At 41.8% G+C, this 23480-nt stretch carries 22 protein-coding genes; 6 read left to right on the top strand and 16 right to left on the bottom strand.

What is annotated here, in order from left to right:
• Positions 1-52: 52 nt before the first annotated feature.
• On the bottom strand, positions 53-1915 hold the full coding sequence (locus GLW00_RS05490; protein ID WP_160912043.1) for a monovalent cation:proton antiporter family protein: 1863 nt from the start codon (positions 1913-1915) through the stop codon (positions 53-55).
• A 15-nt stretch (positions 1916-1930) separates the two neighbouring features.
• Positions 1931-3295, bottom strand: coding sequence for a magnesium transporter (gene mgtE, locus GLW00_RS05485; protein ID WP_160912041.1), 1365 nt, complete (start codon positions 3293-3295; stop codon positions 1931-1933).
• 263 nt (positions 3296-3558) lie between these two features.
• On the opposite strand from mgtE, the gene prpE reads away from it, so the two are divergent.
• Positions 3559-4290: a bis(5'-nucleosyl)-tetraphosphatase PrpE gene (gene prpE / locus GLW00_RS05480; RefSeq protein ID WP_160912039.1), complete on the top strand. Its 732-nt coding sequence runs from the start codon at positions 3559-3561 to the stop codon at positions 4288-4290.
• Positions 4291-4348: 58 nt separating this feature from the next.
• On the opposite strand, the gene GLW00_RS05475 is transcribed toward prpE, so the two are convergent.
• Genes GLW00_RS05475 through yjbM form a run of 3 tightly spaced genes read right to left on the bottom strand, consistent with a single transcriptional unit; the run spans position 4349 to position 6681 of the window.
• A complete protein-coding gene (locus GLW00_RS05475) occupies positions 4349-5200 on the bottom strand; it encodes an RluA family pseudouridine synthase (RefSeq protein WP_326314714.1) in 852 nt (283 codons plus the stop codon).
• Between the two features lie 19 nt (positions 5201-5219).
• Positions 5220-6026 carry an NAD kinase gene (locus GLW00_RS05470; protein WP_160912035.1) on the bottom strand — a complete coding sequence of 269 codons (807 nt, stop codon included), beginning with the start codon at positions 6024-6026 and terminating at the stop codon, positions 5220-5222.
• 16 nt (positions 6027-6042) lie between these two features.
• Positions 6043-6681 carry a GTP diphosphokinase gene (gene yjbM / locus GLW00_RS05465; RefSeq protein ID WP_160913719.1) on the bottom strand — a complete coding sequence of 213 codons (639 nt, stop codon included), beginning with the start codon at positions 6679-6681 and terminating at the stop codon, positions 6043-6045.
• A gap of 133 nt (positions 6682-6814) precedes the next feature.
• Between yjbM and GLW00_RS05460 the strand changes: the two genes are divergently transcribed.
• The 4 genes from GLW00_RS05460 to GLW00_RS20460 all read left to right on the top strand — a co-directional run bounded on the left by GLW00_RS05460 (position 6815) and on the right by GLW00_RS20460 (position 9006).
• A complete protein-coding gene (locus tag GLW00_RS05460) occupies positions 6815-7399 on the top strand; it encodes a CYTH domain-containing protein (protein WP_160912034.1) in 585 nt (194 codons plus the stop codon).
• Between the two features lie 54 nt (positions 7400-7453).
• The gene (locus GLW00_RS05455) at positions 7454-7852 is read left to right on the top strand and encodes a globin domain-containing protein (RefSeq protein WP_160912032.1); all 399 of its coding nucleotides are present in this window, start codon (positions 7454-7456) and stop codon (positions 7850-7852) included.
• On the top strand, positions 7849-8736 hold the full coding sequence (locus tag GLW00_RS05450) for a ClpXP adapter SpxH family protein (RefSeq protein ID WP_160912030.1): 888 nt from the start codon (positions 7849-7851) through the stop codon (positions 8734-8736). The genes GLW00_RS05455 and GLW00_RS05450 overlap by 4 nt, the downstream gene beginning before the upstream one ends.
• Before the next feature lie 93 nt (positions 8737-8829).
• Positions 8830-9006 carry a hypothetical protein gene (locus tag GLW00_RS20460; RefSeq protein WP_500683504.1) on the top strand — a complete coding sequence of 59 codons (177 nt, stop codon included), beginning with the start codon at positions 8830-8832 and terminating at the stop codon, positions 9004-9006.
• Between the two features lie 38 nt (positions 9007-9044).
• Here GLW00_RS20460 and pepF read toward each other — a convergent pair whose 3' ends face one another.
• From pepF to mecA, 3 genes are all read right to left on the bottom strand, one after another.
• Positions 9045-10853 carry an oligoendopeptidase F gene (gene pepF, locus GLW00_RS05445; protein WP_160912028.1) on the bottom strand — a complete coding sequence of 603 codons (1809 nt, stop codon included), beginning with the start codon at positions 10851-10853 and terminating at the stop codon, positions 9045-9047.
• Positions 10854-10918: 65 nt separating this feature from the next.
• Complete coding sequence (locus GLW00_RS05440) at positions 10919-12082, bottom strand: competence protein CoiA (RefSeq protein WP_160912026.1); 1164 nt, start codon at positions 12080-12082, stop codon at positions 10919-10921.
• Between the two features lie 142 nt (positions 12083-12224).
• On the bottom strand, positions 12225-12923 hold the full coding sequence (gene mecA, locus GLW00_RS05435) for an adaptor protein MecA (RefSeq protein WP_160912024.1): 699 nt from the start codon (positions 12921-12923) through the stop codon (positions 12225-12227).
• Between the two features lie 295 nt (positions 12924-13218).
• Between mecA and GLW00_RS05430 the strand changes: the two genes are divergently transcribed.
• Positions 13219-13884, top strand: coding sequence for a TerC family protein (locus GLW00_RS05430; protein ID WP_160912023.1), 666 nt, complete (start codon positions 13219-13221; stop codon positions 13882-13884).
• 85 nt (positions 13885-13969) lie between these two features.
• Here GLW00_RS05430 and spxA read toward each other — a convergent pair whose 3' ends face one another.
• From spxA to GLW00_RS05390, 8 genes are all read right to left on the bottom strand, one after another.
• Positions 13970-14365: a transcriptional regulator SpxA gene (gene spxA / locus GLW00_RS05425; RefSeq protein ID WP_160912021.1), complete on the bottom strand. Its 396-nt coding sequence runs from the start codon at positions 14363-14365 to the stop codon at positions 13970-13972.
• A gap of 286 nt (positions 14366-14651) precedes the next feature.
• Positions 14652-15239, bottom strand: coding sequence for a GNAT family N-acetyltransferase (locus GLW00_RS05420; protein WP_160912019.1), 588 nt, complete (start codon positions 15237-15239; stop codon positions 14652-14654).
• Between the two features lie 825 nt (positions 15240-16064).
• On the bottom strand, positions 16065-17285 hold the full coding sequence (locus tag GLW00_RS05415) for a putative glycoside hydrolase (protein ID WP_160912017.1): 1221 nt from the start codon (positions 17283-17285) through the stop codon (positions 16065-16067).
• 165 nt (positions 17286-17450) lie between these two features.
• Positions 17451-18389, bottom strand: coding sequence for an ABC transporter ATP-binding protein (locus GLW00_RS05410; protein WP_160912015.1), 939 nt, complete (start codon positions 18387-18389; stop codon positions 17451-17453).
• The gene (locus GLW00_RS05405; protein ID WP_160912013.1) at positions 18386-19444 is read right to left on the bottom strand and encodes an ABC transporter ATP-binding protein; all 1059 of its coding nucleotides are present in this window, start codon (positions 19442-19444) and stop codon (positions 18386-18388) included. Before GLW00_RS05405 ends, GLW00_RS05410 begins: the two co-directional genes overlap by 4 nt.
• 16 nt (positions 19445-19460) lie before the next feature.
• Positions 19461-20591 carry an oligopeptide ABC transporter permease gene (opp3C, locus tag GLW00_RS05400; protein ID WP_160912011.1) on the bottom strand — a complete coding sequence of 377 codons (1131 nt, stop codon included), beginning with the start codon at positions 20589-20591 and terminating at the stop codon, positions 19461-19463.
• A 6-nt stretch (positions 20592-20597) separates the two neighbouring features.
• Positions 20598-21524: an oligopeptide ABC transporter permease gene (gene opp3b, locus GLW00_RS05395; RefSeq protein ID WP_160912009.1), complete on the bottom strand. Its 927-nt coding sequence runs from the start codon at positions 21522-21524 to the stop codon at positions 20598-20600.
• Between the two features lie 182 nt (positions 21525-21706).
• Complete coding sequence (locus GLW00_RS05390) at positions 21707-23410, bottom strand: peptide ABC transporter substrate-binding protein (protein WP_160912007.1); 1704 nt, start codon at positions 23408-23410, stop codon at positions 21707-21709.
• Between the last annotated feature and the right edge of the window lie 70 nt (positions 23411-23480).

Raw genomic sequence — 23480 nt, 5'->3', positions numbered from 1 at the left:
AGGGAAATATAAAAAACCGCTCCTTCTCGTGATGAGAAAGAGCGGTTATAGGTTAACACCATTCACAATATTCCAGTTCCAATTTCAGTTCTTCCACGTACTCATGAGAGCCTGTAACGATCAAACGGTCACCCATTTTCAATTCTGTATCCCCGTGAGGGACGATGGAATCTTTCCCGCGGAAAATACGGACCATGATCACATCACCAGTAAAAGGAAACTCACGAAGGTGAATACCATTATAAACCGAGTTGTTCATATTGATTTGATAAAGCGCACTATCCTGTTTGGTTAATATATCGACAACATTTGGCGCTTCAATCATCGCTTTAAGAAGTGCTTTTGATGATAAGAATACGGAGAAAACATTGATATTGAGATCTTTCATTTCCTGAGATAAGTCTGGTGACTCCACTCGGACAATGATTCGCTCTACTCCTTGTTCTTTCGCAAACCGGGCGATCTCAGCATTTCTTTCTTCATCGCCCGTAGAAGCGACTAACAAGTCTACCTCGAAAACTCCAAGTTCTTTCATCTTTTCAACATCATATCCATCTAACTCTTTGATATCAAAGCAATTACGGCTGATCCGCTCATCAATTTTATCCATTTTCGTATGGTATAGATGAGTTTCATAAGCATGAATGTCCAGTTCTCGAACCACTGGTAAGGTCATGCGGTTGGAACCGATAAAGGAAACGATCGTCTTATGGTCTTCATCCTCAAAACGTCCATAAATCTTTTTGAAGACAATCGGTGCCACAAGACATGTCAGGACAGCCACTAGAATCAGGGCTCCTTCCATTTGGTCATCGATCATTCCTTCCCGCTTCCCAATGGCTGCCGCAGCGATCACAAGGGAGAGTGTGGAAGTAAGAATAAAGCCTGATCCAAACACCGTTTTCTTATCGTACCACTTACTCAAAATTAACGCAGGGACAATCTTAGAGACGAGCAAGGCGATAAATAACAGTGGAATTAATATGAGAACACGGGAATCTGTAAATAGACTCCATATATCAATTTCCACACCAACCATTACGAAGAAGATTGGAATTAAAAAGCCATATCCGAAACTGTCCAACCGTTTGACCATCTCCGGGTTGGGAGACAGCAGGGAAACGAGAGTACCTGCTAAGAAAGCACCAAGGATGTTCTCTGCCCCTACCGTTTCCGATAAAGCGACTAGCAGAAGGATGAGTGTGAACACAGCTCGCGTATCGATCTGGATGGTCCCTTTGGCCATCGTCTCGACAAACGACTGATGACGGAACTTTTTGCCGATGTAATAGAAAAGAACACCCGCTGCAAAAAGTAGGAGCAATAACCATGTGTTTCCACCACTCTCTCCGTAAATGGATACGAAGACAGCCAGTAGAATCATGGTTACCAAGTCGGCGATGACCGCAATAAGAAGGATGGTCTGACCAATTGTTGTCTTCATCATCTGTGCATCCTTCAACGTCGGCACGACCACTCCTAAAGATATAGTTGAAATGATCAGCGTCATCAAGAATGCATTATCAATGAAACCTGCCCAAACAAACATGTAAGAAAGGGCTAAGGAGATAATGAAGATTCCTATAAAGACAAGGGTCGCAACCCATACAGGATTCGGAGCACCTGTTCCTTTGTTTTCCGGCTTCGCTTTTTTCTTTCTACTTGCAAATATAGAAAAATCAATTTCCAACCCACTGAGGAACATCAGAAAAATGAACCCTAATGTTGACAGGATCTCTAACCAGCTTCCTTGTTCTACTATGTCAAATCCACTTTGGCCGATAATTAATCCTACGATGATTTCTGCTACTACAACCGGAATGATATTCAATTTAAAACGGTGTAGTAAAATGGGAGTTATGAATGCTGCGATAATTACAATAACTAGAGAAGTTACTGATGCACCATGTTCCATACTCGCCCTCCTTCCTTAAATCAATAAATTCATGAAAGCTGTCGCGAGTCCAAAGTAAATCAAAATGGAAATCAAGTCATTCACCGTTGTGATGAATGGACCTGAAGCAACAGCAGGGTCGATCTTTAAACGATGCATAAGAAGGGGAACGAGAGAGCCAGCCAATGTTGCTACAACCAAGGTCATAAAGATGGACAATCCAACTAATGCGCCTAGATAGAAGTTTTCATGCCATATATATACAATAAGAGTAATCAATACACCACAAGAAAGCCCGGTAATGATGCCGGTCCCTGCTTCTCTCATCATCATTTTCCATTTCCCTTGCTTTTCAATTTCCCCGGTAGCGATACCGCGGACAGCAACGGCTAGTGCCTGCGTTCCAGTATTTCCCGCCATTCCGGCAATCAGCGGAATGAAAATAGCGAGAATAGCTACTTGATCCAAGGTGTCCTCAAAACGCCCAATAAGACTGGCTGTCAAACTTCCCAAGAAAAGTAGAATGACAAGCCAGGGCAAACGCTTTTTGGCTGAAGCAAAAGCATTGTCATCAGGGCTGTCTACGTCAGAAACGGCAGCAAGTTTAGAATAGTCATCACTTGCTTCTTCTTCCATGACGTCCATAATGTCATCGACGGTGATGATTCCAAGAAGATGGTCCTGGAAATCAACGACTGGTAAGGCAAGAAAGTCGTAGTCGCGCACCATACGTGCCACTTCTTCCTGGTCTTCACCGACTGAGACCGATACCACTCGTTCATTCATAACGTCTGATATCAGCCATTCTTCTTCAGATATAATCAAATCCCTCAACGAAATAACACCAACGAGCCGTTTATCTTCATTAATGACATATGTGTAATAAATCGTCTCGGCATCCGGGGCTTCTGTTCTGAGATGAACCATCGCTTCCTTGATCGTCATACCGGCTTTAACGACAACGAATTCTGTTGTCATGATAGAACCAGCGGTTTTTTCTTCATAATGAAGCAGGTCTTTAATTTCGTCAGCTGCATCATCATCCATGATCGTCAAGAAACTCGCCACTTTATCTTTATCTAATTCGTTCAAAATATCAACAGCATCATCCGTCGACATTTCAGCGAAGACTTGCGCAGCAAAAGTCGGGTCCATTTCAGTAAAGAAAGGTTCAATTTCATCATAATCGATGTGCTCCATGACATCTGCAACCTCTTCCGGAGAGAGGTAGGTATAAATCTGCATTCGGATTTCTTTATCCAAATCTTCAAAAATACGGGCCTGGTCATATGGATGCAATTCGAGAAATTCTGCACGAAACTGGTCGATATGATCATTGAACAAGGCATCTTTAATATTCGTCCAAACTTCTTGGCGCTCCTGGTCATCTAAGTGTTCCATAAGCAACCCTCCCCAGTGTCTATTTCGTTTTTGACCGTTTAATCTTAATGGCGTTACACCTGTTTGTCAACGAAAGTTACTCAATTTTTCAACAGTCAAATTCCTCACATAAATGTAGTTTAACAGAAGGAATCAATGTTAGGGAATATACTCCCCGTATGTTTAGTATTTCGAAGGCTTGGGAAAAATATCTTCCATATATAGGACAGCGTTCAATCTATAAAGAACCAAGACCATTATTGAGCGTAAAAAGGAGAATGACTATGTACTACGACATCATCGGGGATGTCCACGGCTGCTTGGACGAGTTAATTCAGTTATTTGAAAAACTCGGCTACGAATGGACCGATGGCCTGCCGGAACATCCAGAGGGACGTACACCTGTATTCGTAGGGGACATAACGGACCGAGGCCCTTCTTCCATAGAATGTATTACCTTCGTCTATCGTTTAGTGACGGAAAGAGGGGCCCATTATGTCCCGGGAAATCATTGCAACAAATTGTATCGTTTCTTTCTAGGGAATCCAGTCAAGGAAAAGCACGGATTAGAGACGACCGCTGAGGAGTATCGTTCCTTGTCAAAAAAAGAACAGATGGATGTTAAACAACAATTCAAGCATTTGTATGAACAGGCCCCCCTGCATTTGATTTTAAAAGATGTGGATGCCGTTGTTGCTCATGCCGGGATCCGAGAAGAAGATATCGGTCATAAAAGTAAAAGTATCGAAACGTTCGTCCTCTATGGGGACATTACTGGTGAAAAGCTTCCAGACGGTCGTCCCGTCAGAAGAGACTGGGCTCAGCATTACAAAGGAGGACGATGGATCGTCTATGGACATACACCAGTCCGCGAACCCCGTTTTGTTAACAAAACCGTTAACATAGATACAGGGTGCGTGTTCGGAGGCAGACTGACTGCTTTCCGACTGCCCGAAGAAGAAATTCTCAGCGTCCCATCAAGCATGCCTTTTGTAGAAGAAAAGTTCAGATATTAAAAAGCAGGAGCACTTATGGCTCCTGCTTTTTTAGTCTGTTCCTCGGAAGTCCTGCTTTTCAAGCAAATGCTTCCCATTCTCTTGGTGGTTCAGATGTGAAAGTCATCTTTTTCTTCGTCCATGGGTGGATGAAATGAAGCCGCTCACAATGCAACGCCTGCCCATCCATACCTTCCACCTTTTTCCCACCATACAATGTGTCTCCAGCTAAAGGGTACCCCTTATAAGCCATATGAACACGAATTTGGTGCGTCCGCCCGGTGAGAAGTTTAAAACGGACCCTTGAGTAACTTTCCTCTTGATGAACAAGGTGATATAGAGTTTTTGAGGGCTTCCCTCTTGAAGATACGACCCTTCGGATGATCGAGTCCTCTGCACGGTCGATTGGCTCATCAATCAAACCTTCCTTAACTTGTAATTCCCCTTCGACAATGGCCACGTACTGCCGGGAAATCAAGTCTAAGTTCTGGGTAAGAAGTCTATGACTATAAGCGTGTTTAGCAATCAACATCAATCCTGACGTATCTCTGTCCAGCCTTGTGACAATATGAGCGGTACAAGGATATCCTCTTTGTTCATATTCAAATAACAGGAAGCTTGCAATAGAAGGCTCTTTTTGGTCAAAAGGAGGAACTACAGGTATGCCGGCGGGCTTATTAAGGACCATGATATCTTCATCCTCAAATACAATCGGTAATGGGCCCTGGTGAGGGAGAATCGCTCCTTTTTCTTCTTCAGGAAAAACGACCACAACTTCATCGCCGGCTTCTAATGTACGCCACATTTTCTCCTGAATTCCATTGATCAACACGACACCATCCATACGTACCTTCTTGATCAACTGCCTAGAAAACTCACCTGCCTGCAGTAAAAAATCACGAATGGAATAACCAGTGTAAGCATCTGTCACCCGCCAACTCTTTGTCACATTACTCTGAGTAGTCATCGGCCACAAAGGAATCGTGGACACGTTTCCAGAATGGGAACGGACGGAACCGCGCAAACCGCACTTTTTCTTCAGCGACGCGGCACTGAATTGATTTTACGTCTTTATAAGTACGAGTGATGTGATCAATGGTGAAAAGAAAGCTGCGATCATGCTTTGGCTTGAACATGCACGTATGATGGCTGGGTAAAATAAGCGGGGAACCTATAGTACGGAACACACGGTTATTAATGGAAGCCATTTCTGCAATTTGAAAAGCTTCAAGTGATGGATGCAGAATCGCTCCACCCAGCGCCTTATTATAGGCTGTACTCCCAGATGGTGTAGATACGCAGAGCCCATCTCCACGAAAAGTCTCAAAATGATCACCTTTGATTTCAATGTCCATAACCACCGAACCTTCAGAGGTTTTGATCGTACACTCATTCAGTGCAAGATATCGGTCTTCTTCTCCCCCGCTTTTCGGACGGATGGTCACTTCCAGAAGTGGGTACTCGACCACCTGAAACGGTGTCTTCGCAATCTCAATAATCAGCTTTTCTAATTCCTCGGGCATCCAATCAGCATAAAAACCAAGGTGCCCGGTATGTATTCCTATGAAAGCTGTTTTATCCAACCGGTGAACATACGTATGGAATGCTTCCAGCAATGTACCATCTCCACCGACAGAGATGGCAAGGTCGGGTTCATCTTCATCGTATTCCAATTTAAACTCCGTCAAATAGTTTTTGATTTTCGAACGGATTTCGTTCGATTTTTGATCACCTTTGGAAAGGATCGAGAACTTCATCGGTCCACCCACTCCTTTAAGTTTTTCTAGGGTTCTTCTTTTGTTCTTCTTTTCTCAAAAATGCTCGCTGGGCTTCTTGGATCTCACTTTTAATTTTTGACATCTCTTCATCGAGCTGAAAGGCAGCTTCACCGGCACGTTTGAGCCGTGATTTTATTTCTGATGGTATTTTCCCCGAATATTTATAATTTAATGAGTGTTCATTGGTTGCCCAAAAGTTCATCGCAAGGGTACGAATTTGAATTTCTGCCAATACTTTTTTCTCTCCATGAATGGTTTCCACAGGGTAACGAATAATGACATGAAAAGATCTATACCCGCTTTCCTTTTTCCTTGAAACGTAATCTTTCTCTTCGACAATCTCAAAATCATGGCGGTTCCGAAGCATAGTGGCAACGGCATAAATATCATCTACAAATTGACAGACTACTCTCACTCCGGCTATATCCTGCAGTTCTTCCTCGATGTTTTCAGGATTAATGGCTTTTCGTCTAGCCTTTTCAATAATGCTTGATTTCGGCTTCACGCGTCCGGTTACAAATTCAATAGGAGATTGCTCCTCCTCATATTCAAACTGCCGGCGCATGCCTTTTAATTTAATTTTTAATTCCTCCACTACTTGTGCATAAGGTGCTATAAATATATCCCAATTCATCAAGCAACCACCTTTATGTATCCAATCTTCATAGTAAATATGTGCGTTTTCTTCATCATTCATTGTATCATAAAGTTAGCCTGCAGAATAAGCAGAGCGCCTGACATTATACTACGATCAGGAGGTCTTAACTATGGCACAGGAAATTGAAATCGAATTTAAAAACTTATTAACAAAAGACGAATATGAAAAAGTTTATCATTTTTTACCATTCAAATCAGTTGAACTCAAGGAGCAAACCAATTATTATTTTGAAACAGAAGACCTAAAGCTAAAACAGCAAGGTTCTGCTTTGAGGATTCGTCAAAAAAATGCTCAATGGACATTGACTCTTAAACAGCCCCACACAGAAGGTCTGCTTGAAACTCATGATTCACTCACAGAAGAAGAAGCTAACCTTTGGATTCAAAACAAAATGACAGAAAAGCTTCACGTATCTAAACAACTGAATGATCTGGGTATCTCCTTTGAAGATCTTTACTACCTCGGTTCTCTTACAACGAGACGGAAAGAACTTGACTACAAAGGGACCACCGTCGTCCTTGACCACAGCCTTTATTATGACAAGGAAGATTATGAACTGGAAGTAGAAGCCGGATCTAAAGAGGCTGGAAAGAAAGTGATGGAAGAAATTCTGCGCACATGCAATATTCCTAACCGTGAAACAGATAATAAGATCAAACGTTTCTATGACAGAAAGCAACTACAATCAGAATAGTTGCCGTGCTCTAGCCCTCATTGCTAAAATGATGAACAGACAGGAAGGGATGTTATGCAACCACGAGAAACGTTTTTTGAGGAAATTGGAAAAGAAAAAATTGATGAGCTTGTAGAAGCTTTTTATAAACGTGTAAGTAAACATCCGGATTTAATTCCCATCTTTCCGGATGATCTTACAGAAACGATACGAAAACAAAAACAGTTTTTAACCCAGTTTTTCGGTGGACCTCCACTGTACGTTGAGGAACATGGCCATCCGATGTTACGGGCAAGACACCTGCCCTTCAAGATCACCCCTACAAGAAGAGATGCATGGTTATCCTGCATGTCCGGTGCTATGAGTGAAGTGGATATTCAAGAACCACATCGTTCTTTCATGTTTGAAAGGCTTACGATGACAGCAAATCATATGATGAATTCACCAGAAGATGAGAAAGGAGAATCGATGTGAGTTGGAAAAGTTTAAACAGTGACAGCGGAAAAACAGGAACAGCTAGCGGTTTTTTCGATTTACTGAAACGACCGATTGAGATCTATGTTTTCATTGATCCCTTGTGCCCTGAGTGCTGGTCACTGGAACCATTCCTCAAAAAGCTCACGATCGAATATGGACGTTTCTTTACTCTCCGGCCGATCATCAGCGGAAAGCTTGCTTCTTTGCACCAGAATAAGATAAAGAAGCCTGAAAACTTAAAAGAGGCATGGGACAAGACCGGTTCACGTACAGGTATGTGCTGTGATGGGGATGTATGGCTTGAAAACCCAGTATCTTCCCCACTTGCCACGGCTCTAGCAGTCAAAGCAGCTGAATTGCAAGGGAAAAAGGCGGGAATGCGCTTTTTAAGAAAGGTACAGGAATATGTGTTCTTGGAAAAACAGAACATCTCTGATGAATCGATTTTAATTGAGTGTGCAGAAAAATCCCATCTTGATGTTACTGAATTCAAAAAAGATCTCCACGGAGACGCTGCCAGAAGAGCTTTACAGTGCGATTTAAAATTAGCTCATGAGATGGATGTGGATTCCACTCCAACTATTGTCGTCTTTAATGAATCAGAAGAAGATGCCGGCTTGAAAATTACAGGACTATACACTTACGACGTTTATGTGAAAGTGTTGAAAGAAATGCTGCAAAAAGATCCAAAGCCTGGCATAAAACCAGCTTTGGAGGATTTCTTGCAACACTATCGCTTTGTCGCCAACAAAGAGATTGCAGTCGTTTATGACTGGACAGAACAAGAAGCCAAACGGGAAATGAAAAAGCTGGTACTGAAGCAGAAAGTGCGGGAAGTGCCTGTTAAGCATGGTGCATTCTGGCAATATATCGAAAGTTGATCAAACTCCCGGAAACGGGAGTTTTTTTCTATGTCAAGGAGTCATGTGGACCCATACACCTCCATAAAATGAACCATGGAGGTGTATGTGGTGATGAAAATTTGGATGATCCTTCTCTTCGTTATCAGTGTTGTATTTCTATCTGCTTTTCATTTGTTTGCACTCATGAATTTATATCCAATTTACATCAGCTCTCCTTTATTACTCATGGCGATTTACTTCATTGTATCCATTCCATCCCATAAGAAAACTTTTCGTGGATTTAAATAAACCCACAGAACCATTTGTTCTGTGGGTTTATCTGTGTATTACTTTCTTAGAAGTTGTTCCATTTCATTTAACTTTTCTTCAAAGACATCCAGTGCTGATAAGATCGGATCTTTCGATGTCATATCGACGCCAGCCTGCTTGAGAACCTCAATTGGATAATCGCTGCTACCCGCTTTCAAGAAGTTCTTATAACGCTCCACCGCCGGTTCCCCTTCTTCAAGGATTTGACCTGCCAATGCCTGTGCAGCCGCATAGCCGGTAGAGTATTGATACACATAATACCCCATATAGAAATGTGGAATACGTGCCCATTCAAGTCCGATTTTCTCATCAATGACAATATTATCCCCGAAATATTTCTTATTGAGATCATAATAAATTCCTGTTAGTTTTTCAGCCGTCAAAGCTTCTCCATTTTGGGCTTGCATGTGAATCTCATGTTCAAACTCCGCAAACATCGTCTGTCGGAAAACCGTCCCACGGAATCCTTCTAAAAAGTTATTCAACAAATAAAGTTTCTCTTTTTCACTGTTTGTCTTCTTAATCATATAGTCATTAAGAAGCGCTTCATTGCAAGTGGAAGCTACCTCGGCCACGAAGATGGAATAATTGCCATAACGATATGGCTGGTTTTTATGTGTGTAATAGCTATGAAGGGAATGCCCCAGTTCATGAGCTAAGGTGAATAAATTGTTCACATTATCCTGCCAGTTCATAAGGATATATGGATTCGTTCCATAGTGTCCGGATGAATAAGCACCGCTTCGTTTCCCCTTATTTTCTTCTACATCAATCCAGCGATTTTCAAATCCCTCTTTTAAGATATTGACGTATTCTTCTCCTAACGGTTCCAGGCCTTTAATGACTAAGTCCTGAGCTTCTTCGTATGAAACTTCCATCTCTGCATCTTTCACAAGCGGAGTGTACAAGTCATACATATGAACTTCATCAAGATCCAGCACTTCTTTTCGCAGCTCTGCATAGCGATGCAGAAGAGGCAGTCTCTCGTTGACCGCTTCCAACAGGTTATCATAAACTGATTCAGGAATATTGTTGCTGTCCAGCTTCGCTTGTCGTGCCCGGTCATACTTCCTTACAGAGGCATTGAAGTTGTTCTTCTTCACATGACCACCCAGCGTGGAGGCAAATGTGTTCTTGAAGGATCCAAACGTATCGTACATCGCATCAAACGCAGATTTTCTCACTTCCCGATTATCGGACTTCAGAAAATTGATATAACGCCCGTGAGTGAGGTCCACCTCTTCTCCTTTTTCATTTTTGATGGTCGGAAAAGTAAGATCCGCATTGTTTAAAGCTCCGAATGTCTGTGAAGGATTGGCACCAATCTCTGAGAAACCAGCCAACAATTTCTCTTCTTTCTCACTCAATACATGTGCCCGTTGGCGTGTGATTTCATCCAGTGTATGTTCATACAGCTCTAGGGGCTCATAAGATTCAATAAAGCTCTTCACTTTCCCCTCAGGAAGAGCGAGAATCTCCGGAACGATAAAGCTCATAGCCGAGGCGATCTTCGTATATAAGTTCTCAGCTTTAGCATTCATCTCCTGATAATGAGCATTGGTTGTATCCTGGTCATTCCTCATATGAGCATACGTGTATAACAAGCCTATCTTATGGGAGATTTTATCCTGGAAAGAAAGCAGATCATAGAGCTGTTCTGCTGATTCCCCAAGTTTACCCTGGTACTTTTCTAATTCAGGAAGCAGCTTCTTCGCTTCTTCTAATTCTTTATACCATTCTTCATCTGTTGCAAACATGGCTTCAAGGTCCCATGTTTTTTCAACAGGTATTTCTTCTCGTTTTGGTAGCTCTTTCGCAGACGACATCCAACATCCTCCTTCAAAATAATTCGTCACCCTAAAAATTTCTCTATTCAGGTGTAAATCCCTTCCTAAATCTTAATTCTTTGTAAATTTTTCAACTGTTCCAACGTCCTGCGATCATCTTCCAACGCATCTTCCACTCGTTTATGGAAGGAGACCTGTTTGCTCTTGATATAATTATTCTTCCCTGTTTTTTCTATGATATTTAATTGAGTAAGTAAGTCTAAATATTGTTGACTTAAATGAGGGGTATATCCATTGGGAGTGGAAGGTATCTGGATGAAAGGGAATTCGACACGAGAACCTAATGGGAGGTGTAAGAAGTGATCAAGGATTAAGCGTGTCTGCCATACATAAGGCCTTATCCCGGTTTGCACTTGGCCTGGGATAGGCAAATAACAGATGCTTGGGATCAGCGAAAAATGATATCCTCTTAAATAAAGATATTGACGATAGTTCCGTTCTTCAGAGCTTACCTGGCTCTGATAAACAGTCCTATTTTTATACCATAACCTCTTCACTTCACTTAAGAATTGATCTTCCATGTTACTAGATGGTACAGAGGAAAATAACTGAGGGAAATTGAGGCTAGTGATAATGGAAGAGAACGTATTCGCAAACACCCGTCGTCCACCTGCGGATTTAGTATTCGAAGTTACCCAGATGATATTTTTTGAAGCATGAAAAAAGTACAGTCGATAGTCATCATTGAAGTGATAAAGGAAAGAGCGTGCAAAATCACTGAGGGAATAATGATTGAAGTTAGAGGAATGAAGATGTTTTGCACCAAGAATCCAAAGAGGAAAAACCCCTGCATCCCGGTAGGAGAGCGTTCTTTTTTCAATTTCGCGCCTGGGTACCGAAGCACACTGATACTCAATGGCGATTCTTTTATCATTGGCCATTAAATATAAGTCCGGTCGTTGTCTTATCTCTGGCAAGTACTGTTCGAGGTAAACGTCATACCCTTGATTTTTCAACCAATTAAACAATCTCCATTTCCCTCGACTGTGTTCGACGGTCTCTCCCCCTTTCATCATCGTACAATCGCTTTTGGGAAGATGGGAAAAGTGAGGAATCGTCCGTGGCCCAGATCGTATTTGTAACATTTCATGACAGACTGGACAAAAATAAGGCGACTTTCTTGCCAGTTCAATCTCCTCTTGCCTCAGCTGATACAATGATTTTAGGTCTCCATTTGTATCCAAAGCATACAACACCTGTTTAAACACCTCCTCCCCTCTTATTCGACATAATCCTCCAATATTCCTGCTCCATAAAAACTGATTACTTTCAAACATAAGCGGAAAAACCTTACTAGGTACAGCTTTTTAAATCAAAAAAATAAGCACACATAGTTGTGTGCTCGTTAAATTAATCGACAGGAAAATATTCTTTTATTGATTCCAATGCTTGCTCGTTGAATATCGTCTTTCCATACTCCTCTAACCTGTGAATCGTAAGGGATGACTCATGTCCATATTCCATAAGTTGACTCAACACATTTTCTTGATCGTCATCACTCATATTTTCATCGTTGAATTGAATATATAAATAGTAACGATCTTCAAAATGGAATAAGCGCTGCTCCATTGCTTCAGCAGGCAATACGTAGTGGCTCAGTTGGATCACATCTTCAAAATCATTAAACTTGAGTGTGAATGTCAGAGGTTCATCTGACTCCTCCTGATCCTCATCATATTCATTCTTATGATCATAGTCCTCGGAAGAATGGAATTTATCATCAAGCAGTGATTCCAGCTTTTCATCCACCGGAACATCAATTGCCTTACCGTCCTCATTCGGAAGTTCGAGCTTTTGGCCATCCTGGGATACCTGGGCTTTCGTCACGATCACTTCTAGTCCTTTGTCCATCGCCTGGACCTGAATCCACAACGGACCATCAGCCTGGAAGTTTTCCTGATCGTTCACTTCATCCATCATTTCCCAAAAGAGCTGTTCACTGCGTTCTCGGTTATACCAAATTTCTTCTCTGTCAAAACCTCTTTGTTCTACATCTTGATATGTCACGTAAAATTTAACGGTATTTTCATTAATGCGTTCGATTTCCATACGTTTCTCTCCCTTCTTGTCATGTTTTAAGGGGGAAGGGAACACTCACCCTTGCGTCGCTTATAAAACCTTACCCGTTAGGCCAAAGCTTCAACCGTAATGATGTGTAGAGATAAGGGTTGATGTAATTCTATTGTATGACAGCAATGGCTGTTTGGAAAACAAAATGCTCGAATTCAGCATATAACCATTTGTGTCATGAATAAACATGGAAATAGGCCCTCATTCGGTTGATTGACTTTTTATTTTAGCTTATTCCCTTAGGTTTGTCACTACATAGCAGGAGGATTTTTTAATGAACTGGGACTTGCTTGAACCATTACTTATCATTATCAGTATTGATATCATTCTTGGCGGTGATAATGCCGTAGTCATAGCACTGGCGAGCCGCAATTTACCGCCTGAGCAAAGAAACAAAGCGATTATTCTTGGGACAGGCTTAGCGATCGCTGCCAGAGTCCTTTTGACTATGGTTGCACTTTATCTTCTCCAAATCCCTTTCCTTCAATTAATCGGGGGATTGCTTCTCTTTTATATTGCCATGAAACTGCTAACTGATACAGAAGAGACCGACAACATCAAAGCAGGTGACAGTCTGGCAGCAGCTGTAAAGACCATTGTGTTTGCAGATATCGTGATGGGTTTTGATAATGTACTTGCCATAGCAGGAGCCTCTCACAACAACATTATTCTTGTCATGATTGGGCTTCTCGTATCTGTCCCTATTATCGTTTGGGGAAGTCGTATCATCCTCGTGCTCATGGACAAGTTTCCACTCCTCATTTATTTCGGAGCAGGAATTCTAACTTACACAGCTGCCGAGATGGTCATGGAAGACCGCTACATCCTCCAATACATGGAGGAATACCCATTCATCCATCAGTGGTTTGCAGTGGTTATGGTAATTGCAGTCGTTACTCTAGGTTATTTTTCCAACAAAAGAAAAGGCACGGCATTCTAACGAAAAAAACACCCATTTTCTTAGTAAGCATAAGGGAATAAAAAAAGCTGTAATGGTAAGATTACCATCACAGCTTTTTTATTTATTAATTGACTAAGCGTTGTGCTTCTTTCAATTGGAATGTGCGAACACTTCTAGGTAAGAAACGTCGAATTTCATCTTCGTTATAACCTACCTGCAGACGTTTGTCATCCAGAATAATCGGGCGGCGTAACAAACCAGGGTTATCCTGTATCAAGTCAAAGAGATCCTGCATAGGCAGCTGATCGAAATCCACCTTCAGTTTTTGGAATACTTTTGAGCGTGTAGAGATGATTTCTTCCGTCCCATCCTCCGTCATACGGAGAATTTCCTTAATCTCATCCAACGTTAACGGCTCAGAAAAGATATTTCGCTCAGTATAAGGAATATCGTGCTCTTCCAGCCATGCTTTAGCTTTTCGACATGATGTACAACTTGGTGAGGTATAAAGTGTAACCATACAGAAACTTCACTCCTCAATATTTTATGGTAGAACTTTAATTGCTTATTTTTATTTGTAATCAATATAATCTAACCATGATTCTACTATAACACACCTGTCAAGTTTTATCTATAAAAACACGAACATATGTTACAGAAAGCAATTATAAATCGTTTCCATGTACTTATACCACGTTTTATGTAGTGATAAACACCTTTTTTATAGAAAATATAAAAACACTTTATTTTCAACTACTCGCCTTCCATTGAAAATACCCACCATAATGAAAGGTGGGTATGTGTGATCAGTTTTTGGTTTTATCCAGTTCTAAAATGTTCTTTGTATCACGATCTTCATCGTGAGTTAGAACTTCATCAACATGCTGATAGGACTTTCCATAAAATTCTTTGTCCTTATACGTGTGGATTTCTGTATACATCTCTTTCATTTGCTCATAGATCTGTTCTTCAGATGCATCTTCTGGAGACCAGTAAAGGATTTCCATCTGATTGAGTTCGTTTGTAACAACAGAACGCCTTGTATAACCGATGGATTTTGCGTGCTTAAATCCTTCACGTTGATAAAAGCGGAGTCTTGCTTCAGTATCCGAGTCCTCATAGTCGACAGGTTCAACTTCAAGGATGATCGGCTTCCCTTTCGCCTTCATTTTTTCGATGAGTTTATGACCAAGTCCTTGACCACGCGAAGCAGTGGAAACGTATACATAGTCGATAAAAAGAAAAGAATCGAATTCCGCGTACATAAGGACGTGGTTTTCTCCTTCATCTTTGTAGTACACATTACTTTTTTCTTTTAATAATGCTTCCATGTGTTCTTTCGATTTCATTTCCTCTACTGGGAAATACTCGTTCAACTTCTCATACCAATTCATTGATCTACTCCCTTATCATTAGTCATCTTCTATTATACCGAATAATCATTCAGTTGTTAAATGCTATTCTAAACACTTCTTTTGCATTTGTAATGTCAGCTGTGTATAGAATGTGGAAGATTCCTTTAATGTATGCTTTATTTATCCATTTCCTAAAATGTCCTCGAAAAAACGTCCTTCCACCGTCCACCCTTTAGAAATTACAGGTAAGCTCCCTTTAGTTGAAGACTCAGTTTCGAGACTTCTGGTGGGTGGAAGGGGGCTGCGGGGAATAGCTCGCTTTCCGCGGGAGCGCGGTGAGCCTCCTCGGACTGCGTCCTGTGGGGTCTCACCAAGCACTTTTTTCCCGCAGGAGTCTCGCCATTCCCCTCCGCCCCTTTGCCAAGGGAGATTCTCGAAAACACTACTTAGAAAATTAACTTATATGTTTATAGGAAATGGATAATATGTACTCTGTCCAATGGACGTTTAGAATGCGTAATCGCTTGATACAAAGCCCTTTTTGCCTGCCTAAGCGGGAAGGATTAGAACCTTATTTATAAGTGCAGAGGTTCTATAATTCGCCTATCAAAATCATAAGAACTGCCTTTTAGTGTTGGTTTCGAGAACCTATTCCATGGTAAAGGGCGGAGGGAAACGGTGAGACTCCTATGGGACGTGTGGGACAGGTGAGACACCGCCCGCCCCATGGAAAGCGAACCTCCGAACCTTTTCCCGGAGCCCTAAACTCTCACAAAAGTCTCGAAACTGAGTCTTCCACAATCCTGCCATTATCTCTAAAAAGGAAAAAGGTGTGGGATCTTTATGATCCCACACCTCCTTTTACTAATCTAAGGGTGTATAGTCTACGTTTTTCGTATAGTTATTTCCAGCATTCCATAGAAGGAATTCGTTAATTCCGTTTTCATTCAGAGCACGAATTTGAGCTTCGACTTCTGCTTTTCCATATTGCTTCGTCGGCCCGGAGTAAAGCCATGGTGCTTCAAAATCCTGCAGCCATGGACGGGACGTTGGCGAGTTTTCCAGCGCAGCCAATACCTCGTTCTCTACTTTAGCATATTCGCTTATTAGACGGTAAGGTTCAGTATCCGGTTTAGAGATTCCAAAATACGGCCCCCAGTGACTTGGATAAATCATAGAAGATATAACATCAACATTTGATGAGATTTTAGAGAAGTTCTGTCCGATGTTCGGTGCTTCTGTGATGGTTGCTGCATAACCAAAAATATCTACGGAGACATCCACGCCATAGTACTCCAATTCTTTACTGGCATATTCGACAAAGTCTGTAACAGCCTGTACACGTTTTTGGACATTGTCCATATCCATATCTCCGTACTTCCCTTGGCCATACTCGAGTACATCGTCACGGCTTCCAAATCCTTCTGGGAAGCGGACATAGTCGTACTGAATTTCTTCAAAACCCATCTCTGCTGCTATTTTAGCAAGTTCTACATTGTATTCCCAGACTTCCTCCATGAATGGATTGACGAAGGATTCACCTTTACCATTCTTCCAAACTTGACCGTTTTGTGTAAAAGATAAATCCGGTCGTTTTTCAGCAAGTAAGCTATCCTTAAATACTACAACACGAGCAATTGGATAGATTCCTTTTTCCTCGAGTTCTTCTAACATGGCTCTAGGATCGTCAATAAAACCCTCGGCAACATCCGCATAAGGGGAACCCTCTTCAGGCTCAAATGTAATGTTTCCGTTATCCTCTTTAATATCTATAACCATGGCGTTCAGTTCTGTATCTTCAACAAGCTTCGTAAGCTCCGCCATCTTCGCTCCACCGGCCGAAGGTCCCGTTACAAAAATACCTCTGACGGCATCTGGGTATTCGAAAGACAGTCCTGAGTTATATGTAAACCTTGCTGCTGGACTTGGAACGGTCAATTCCTTCAAACCCAATTGTTTTTTCGTAAGCATCGCGACTTCTTTTGATCCTTCTCCATCTTCCGCATTTACGTTATGTAATGACCCCATCATTCCGAAAAAGAGAATCCCTGTGAAGATGATCATCCATAGTTGTCTTTTCCCCATGTGCATCCTACTCCTATCCTAATTTCTTCTAATCTTTATTATAAAAGAGGAAGACCAAATATAACAGAGCTCCTTGGCATTTTTTCATAATTTTTCCCTATATCAAGACTATTTCCCTAAACATAGAAAAAAGGCTCTGTCACTTGGACAGAGCCTTAATACCTATTATTCTCCTGTTCCATGCTCACGTTGGTACTGCTCGAATTCTTTAGTAGTACAAAGAACATAGTGACCAGGACGTACTTCACGGAACTCGGGTTCTTCACTCGTATCATGTTTCGTAGGATCATAAGTGAAACGCTCACGAGAACGTTCATAGTCCGGATCTGGTAATGGAATGGCAGATAGTAGAGACTGGGTATAAGGATGAATTGGGTGCTTGTACAATTCATCTGCATCCGCAAGCTCAACCATTTTACCAAAGTACATAACGCCAATCCGATCACTGATATATTTGACCATCGATAAATCGTGGGCGATGAACAAATAGGTTAAACCTTTTTCTTCTTGAAGCTTTTTCAAAAGGTTAACTACTTGCGCCTGGATAGAAACATCCAGGGCGGAAATCGGCTCATCAGCGATGATAAAGCTTGGATCTACCGCAAGGGCACGTGCAATACCGATACGTTGTCGCTGCCCACCACTGAACTCGTGCGGATAACGGTTGGCGTGCTCTTTATTTAACCCTACCGTTTCCAACAACTCCTGGACTCTTGCTTTACGAGCTTTCACATCTTTTGCCAGCCCATGGATGTCCATTCCTTCTGCAATAATATCTTCAACCTTCATACGTGGGTTCAAGGATGCATAAGGATCCTGAAAAATCATTTGCATTTCACGGTTGAATTTTTTCAAATCTTCACGAGATTTTTTCCCGTGTACGTTTTCACCGTCGAAAATGACTTCTCCATCTGTCGCATCGTACAAGCGGATGATTGTTCGTCCAGTTGTCGACTTACCACAACCAGATTCGCCAACCAAACCGAATGTTTCTCCTTTGTAGATGCTGAAATTCAATCCGTCAACGGCTTTTACTACACTATGACGGCCTGTTTTGAAATGTTGTTTTAAATTTTTAATTTCGACTAGTTTTTCTTGACTCATACTCGTTCACCTTCCGAACTGCTGGATGAATTCGCCATACCTTCCATACGCTTTTTCACCGCTACTGGTGGTTCAACCTTGGGTGCATGCTCATGAAGTAGCCATGTAGCTGCATAATGCGAATCGCTGACCTTAAACATTGGTGGTTCCTGTTCAAAGTCGATCTTCATCGCATATTTATTACGTGCAGCAAAAGCATCCCCTTTTGGTGGATCCAACAAATCTGGTGGTGTACCAGGGATAGCAAATAACTCTTCATCTTCACTATCAAGAGAAGGCATAGACCCTAACAAACCCCAAGTGTATGGGTGTTGAGGATTGTAGAAAATATCATCAACTGTACCAATTTCAACAATTTTACCTGCATACATAACCGCCACTCGGTCGGCTACGTTGGCTACAACTCCAAGGTCATGAGTAATGAAGATGGTTGCTGAATCTGTTTTCTTTTGAATATCCTTCATCAACTCCAGGATTTGAGCTTGAATCGTTACATCCAAGGCAGTGGTCGGTTCATCAGCAATTAAAAGCTTTGGGTTACATGCCAATGCAATGGCAACAACCACACGTTGTCTCATCCCGCCCGAGAATTGGTGCGGGTATTGTTTCATACGATTTTCAGCATCCGGAATACCAACAAGTTCAAGTAACTCCAAGACACGCTTACGTGCATGGGACTTATTCATTTTCTGGTGTTTAATCAGACCTTCCATGATCTGATTCCCGACTTTCATCGTCGGGTTAAGAGAAGTCATTGGATCCTGGAAGATCATCGACATCTCTTTACCACGAATTTTTTGCATTTGTTTCTCGGTCATTTTTGCAAGGTCACGGCCTTCAAAGATGATTTCTCCTTCTTTGATACGACCTGGCGGCTTTGGAATCAAGTGCATAAGAGCTTTGGTTGTAACAGATTTACCCGAACCAGACTCTCCTACAATCGCTAAGGTTTCACCTTTTTTAACATCAAAATTAACGCCACGTACTGCTTTGACTTCACCACTGTAGGTGTCAAAGGAGACGTGCAGGTTTTTAACATCTAGTAGTTTTTCCATATTGTACACCTACCTCCTATTCGCGCATCTTCGGATCAAATGCATCACGAAGACCATCAGCTAAGACGTTAAAGGCAATCATGATAAGGGAAATTATAATTGCCGGGAACAAAAGAATGTGCGGATAAATTTGCAAGGATTGGAATCCGGCATTGATCAATGTTCCTAGAGAAGCCATCGGTGTTGGAAGACCAAGTCCGATAAAGCTTAAGAACGCTTCAAAGAATATCGCTGCAGGAATTGAGAACATCGTATTGATGATAATCAATCCTAATGTGTTCGGAATCAAATGTCTTTGCAGGATACGGCTATCCTTCGCACCTAAAGTACGGGACGCCAGTACGAATTCCTGGTTTTTCAGTTTTAAAATTTGACCTCGGACAATCCTGGCCATCCCTATCCAACCGGCTATTGCGAGGGCAATGGTAATGGATAAGATCCCCGGTTCAAGAATCAGAATCATCAAGATTACGAGAACAAGGTTCGGAATACCGACAAGAATTTCAATGAAACGCTGCATGTAGTTATCCACACGGCCACCATAATAGGCAGAAATCCCGCCATATGCTACACCAATAACCATATCAATTGCTGCAGCTAAGAAAGCGATATACAGAGATACACGCGTTCCCATCCATGTACGTGTCCATTGGTCACGTCCAAGACCGTCTGTACCAAACCAGAAGTTCTCGTCCATATCTTTCGCACCATAGACATCATAAGTGGCTCTAACTTCTGCCGGCTCACCATTGGAGCCATCATTTAATACTTCCGTCTTGATAAAATCTTCCTGATTGTTGAAACGCATTAAAGCTTTCTGTTCTGCATCTTCTAATGTGTCGGCGGACTGTACATCAGAAAGTGTACCATCCATTCCAAGCCAACCTAGGCCTTCAACCTTAGGTGGCATTTTTGCACGAGAAAGGTCCTGTTCATATTGTCCATAATCATTCATATATGGACCAAAAGCAGCCATTAAACCTAAAATAATCAAAATAGCAAGTCCAATCATCGCCCCTGCGTTCTTACGTAGACGGATGAAGGAATCCTGCCAGAAAGAAAGGCTCGGCCGCGAAATCTTCTCTATTTCTGTCTCTTTCGTTTCTACGGGCACAAATAAGTCTTTCGAGGGTTTGTGGTTATCCATAGTCGATTACTCTCCTTCCGCCAGTCGAATTCTAGGGTCAATGACTCCATAAAGCAAGTCGATGACCAGGATGATGAATATGAATAGGAAAGCAAGTAAAAGGGTTGTTCCCATAATGATTGGGTAATCATTCATATTGATCGCCTTAACGAACTGCTCACCAATTCCAGGTACGGCAAAAATATTTTCAATTACAAGTGTACCCGTCATCAACGATATAGCTAGCGGTCCCAACACTGTAATCAGTGGAATTAAAGCGTTTCTCAAACCGTGTTTAAATACTACACCGACCTTGTTCACACCTTTGGCACGGGCTGTCACAATATAATCAGATCCCATTACCTCAAGCATTTCTGTTCTCATAAAACGGGCAGCAATTGCAATTGGGAAGATGGCCAACGATACGGTTGGTAGTATGGTATATTCCCAGCCTTCCCACAGGGCAACTGGCAACCAGCCGAACTTAACGCCGATATAGAATTGCAGCAAACCAGCAAATACAAAGGATGGAACCGACTGACCTAAAACGGCAAGGAACGTCGATGTATAGTCCATAATACCATTATGGTAAATGGCGGACACTAACCCTAATAACATTCCTATGATTGTACCTATGAACATAGCTTGGAAACCAAGCTGCATAGAAGGACCAATACGCTCCATGATGATGTTTGTTACTTCTCGGTTATCGAACTGGAAAGAAATACCTAAATCACCTTGAGCTAAGTTGACCATATAGTTAAAATACTGCACTGGAACTGGATCATTCAATCCGTACTTTTCTAAAACTACCGCTTGCTGTTCATCTGATAATTTATCTGCAGCACTTAGGGGAGTACCTGGTAAAAACTTCATCAGAAAGAACGTTAAGGTAGCAATTAAAAACATCGTTATAACCATATAAATTAAACGCTGGGTAATATAACGAGCCATTTCAACACCTCCGAATGTTGTACCTACAAACTTTCTCTTCTTGTTGTTGTAATTGACAGAAATTTTTCTATAATCTGAATAATTTGATGGCAGGGAAAAAGAGAGCATACGCCAACACGTTGGACATATACTCTCTTCCCCTGTAAAGCAAGCCTATATGTGGTTGGAAATTGCTATTTCAATTATTTACCTTCAATATAAGCATACTTGTAAGTGAAATCTGGTCCCATTGGCTGAGTGATTACATCCTTAACATAAGGCTTCCAAAGTCTAGCTGTAGCACGCTGATAAAGTGGTGCAAGTACAGCATCTTCTTGGATTAGAATCTTTTCAGCTTCTAGGAAGGTTTCGAAACGCTCAACTGGTTCTTGAGCAAGCTCATTATTGGCTTTTTCAATCATACCATCGTACGCTTCAGAAGAATAACCAGTTTTGTTGTTTCCGCCATCTGTGACGAACATGTTCAAGAATGTGTTCGGATCGATGTAGTCAGGACCCCAACCAGAGTTCTGGATATCATACTCCATGTTCTCGTCACGCTGAAGACGCTCTTTAAATGGTACAGACTGAACTTTTACAGTCAAACCTTCAAGCTGCTCAAGCTGGTCCTTGATGTAAGCATCCATGTTCATAGCCACTTCACTATCGCCACCTAGGTAGCCAAGTTCAACAGTGTCCATGCCAAGCTCTTCTTTAGCAGTAGCCCATAGTTCTTGAGCTTTTTCAACATTCGTTTCAATCAGATCACCGTTAAGCTCACGGAAATCTTCTTCAGTCTCAGGGTGCTTCGTAAAGTTCTGTGGTACGTGACCAGCAGATGGAATAGATCCATTGTTCAAGATAACATCAACCATGGATTGACGGTCGATTACCATTTGAATGGCTTTACGAGCATTCACGTTACCCAATACTTCATTTTCCTGGTTCATTTTCAAGTAGAACAAAGTAGGTTCTTCTTCAACCACGAACTCATCAGAAGTACGGTATTGGTCTACGAACTCTGCAGAAAGACCAGTACGGTCGATTTCACCAGTGTCATAAAGGTTTACAGCTGTTGATGTTTCTTTAACAACTTTAACGTTAATTTGATCAAGTTTTACATTTTCTGCATCCCAGTAATCTTCGTTCTTTTCAACAGTCCAGCCTTCTCCGTGGTTCCATTCAGTAATCTTGAATGGTCCGTTTGAAAGAAGTGTATCTGCTTCAAGAGCGTAGTCTTCACCATGCTCTTCAACGAAAGCCTGATTTAGCGGTAGGAATGTACCGAAAGTAGTTAGAGATTCGAAGTAAGGAACTGGCTTCTCAAGCTCTACTACTAGTGTATAGTCGCCATCAGCTTTAACACCAAGCTCTTCGACAGGAACTTCACCGTCAACAACAGCTTGTGCATTCTTGATTACGCCACCCATCATGTATGGGCCGTACTCAGAACCTGTATCTGGGTTTACAGCACGTTGCCAAGCGTAAACGAAATCGTTCGCTGTGACAGAATCGCCGTTTGACCAAACAGCGTCTTCACGAAGGTTGAACGTCCATGTAAGACCGTCTTCACTTACTTCGTGGTCTTTAGCAATTCCTGGCTCTGGCTGAGCGTTCTCACCAAGACGATAAAGACCGTCTGTAGTAGAACCTAACCATTGGAATGCTACAGCATCAGTTGCTAGAGATGCATCCATAGTTGGGATCTCTGCAGCGTCTGTAATGTTAAGTACTTGTTCTCCTGAAGCTTCTCCCTCTTCACCAGAAGTGTCTTCAGTTTCTGTTGTTTCCCCGGAGTCAGCATCGTCTGTGGAATTTGACGTATCGTCTGATCCACCAGAACAAGCTGCGAGGAACATGCTAAGTACTAGTGCAAGTACTAGCAATAACCAATTTGTCTTTTTCATGATAGAAAATGACCTCCCCTAAAAATTTTCTAAAAATTTGTTGTGGCGTTTTGTCCACATATCGAATTAT

Origin of the sequence: Halobacillus litoralis, assembly GCF_009856445.1 — a bacterium.
Classification (GTDB): domain Bacteria; phylum Bacillota; class Bacilli; order Bacillales; family Halobacillaceae; genus Halobacillus; species Halobacillus litoralis.
Note: the sequence above shows the minus strand (reverse complement) of the source record. Positions and strands in the feature narration are given on the sequence as shown.

Excerpts from the sequence above, each read along its gene's own strand:
- GLW00_RS05490 (WP_160912043.1), bottom strand. The coding sequence starts at position 1,915 with ATGGAACATGGTGCATCAGTAACTTCTCTAGTTATTGTAATTATCGCA.
- mgtE (WP_160912041.1), bottom strand. The coding sequence starts at position 3,295 with ATGGAACACTTAGATGACCAGGAGCGCCAAGAAGTTTGGACGAATATT.
- prpE (WP_160912039.1), top strand. The coding sequence starts at position 3,559 with ATGTACTACGACATCATCGGGGATGTCCACGGCTGCTTGGACGAGTTA.
- GLW00_RS05470 (WP_160912035.1), bottom strand. The coding sequence starts at position 6,026 with ATGAAGTTCTCGATCCTTTCCAAAGGTGATCAAAAATCGAACGAAATC.
- yjbM (WP_160913719.1), bottom strand. The coding sequence starts at position 6,681 with ATGAATTGGGATATATTTATAGCACCTTATGCACAAGTAGTGGAGGAA.
- GLW00_RS05460 (WP_160912034.1), top strand. The coding sequence starts at position 6,815 with ATGGCACAGGAAATTGAAATCGAATTTAAAAACTTATTAACAAAAGAC.
- GLW00_RS05455 (WP_160912032.1), top strand. The coding sequence starts at position 7,454 with ATGCAACCACGAGAAACGTTTTTTGAGGAAATTGGAAAAGAAAAAATT.
- GLW00_RS20460 (WP_500683504.1), top strand. The coding sequence starts at position 8,830 with ATGAAAATTTGGATGATCCTTCTCTTCGTTATCAGTGTTGTATTTCTA.
- pepF (WP_160912028.1), bottom strand. The coding sequence starts at position 10,853 with ATGTCGTCTGCGAAAGAGCTACCAAAACGAGAAGAAATACCTGTTGAA.
- mecA (WP_160912024.1), bottom strand. The coding sequence starts at position 12,923 with ATGGAAATCGAACGCATTAATGAAAATACCGTTAAATTTTACGTGACA.
- GLW00_RS05430 (WP_160912023.1), top strand. The coding sequence starts at position 13,219 with ATGAACTGGGACTTGCTTGAACCATTACTTATCATTATCAGTATTGAT.
- spxA (WP_160912021.1), bottom strand. The coding sequence starts at position 14,365 with ATGGTTACACTTTATACCTCACCAAGTTGTACATCATGTCGAAAAGCT.
- GLW00_RS05420 (WP_160912019.1), bottom strand. The coding sequence starts at position 15,239 with ATGAATTGGTATGAGAAGTTGAACGAGTATTTCCCAGTAGAGGAAATG.
- GLW00_RS05415 (WP_160912017.1), bottom strand. The coding sequence starts at position 17,285 with ATGGGGAAAAGACAACTATGGATGATCATCTTCACAGGGATTCTCTTT.
- GLW00_RS05410 (WP_160912015.1), bottom strand. The coding sequence starts at position 18,389 with ATGAGTCAAGAAAAACTAGTCGAAATTAAAAATTTAAAACAACATTTC.
- GLW00_RS05405 (WP_160912013.1), bottom strand. The coding sequence starts at position 19,444 with ATGGAAAAACTACTAGATGTTAAAAACCTGCACGTCTCCTTTGACACC.
- opp3C (WP_160912011.1), bottom strand. The coding sequence starts at position 20,591 with ATGGATAACCACAAACCCTCGAAAGACTTATTTGTGCCCGTAGAAACG.
- opp3b (WP_160912009.1), bottom strand. The coding sequence starts at position 21,524 with ATGGCTCGTTATATTACCCAGCGTTTAATTTATATGGTTATAACGATG.
- GLW00_RS05390 (WP_160912007.1), bottom strand. The coding sequence starts at position 23,410 with ATGAAAAAGACAAATTGGTTATTGCTAGTACTTGCACTAGTACTTAGC.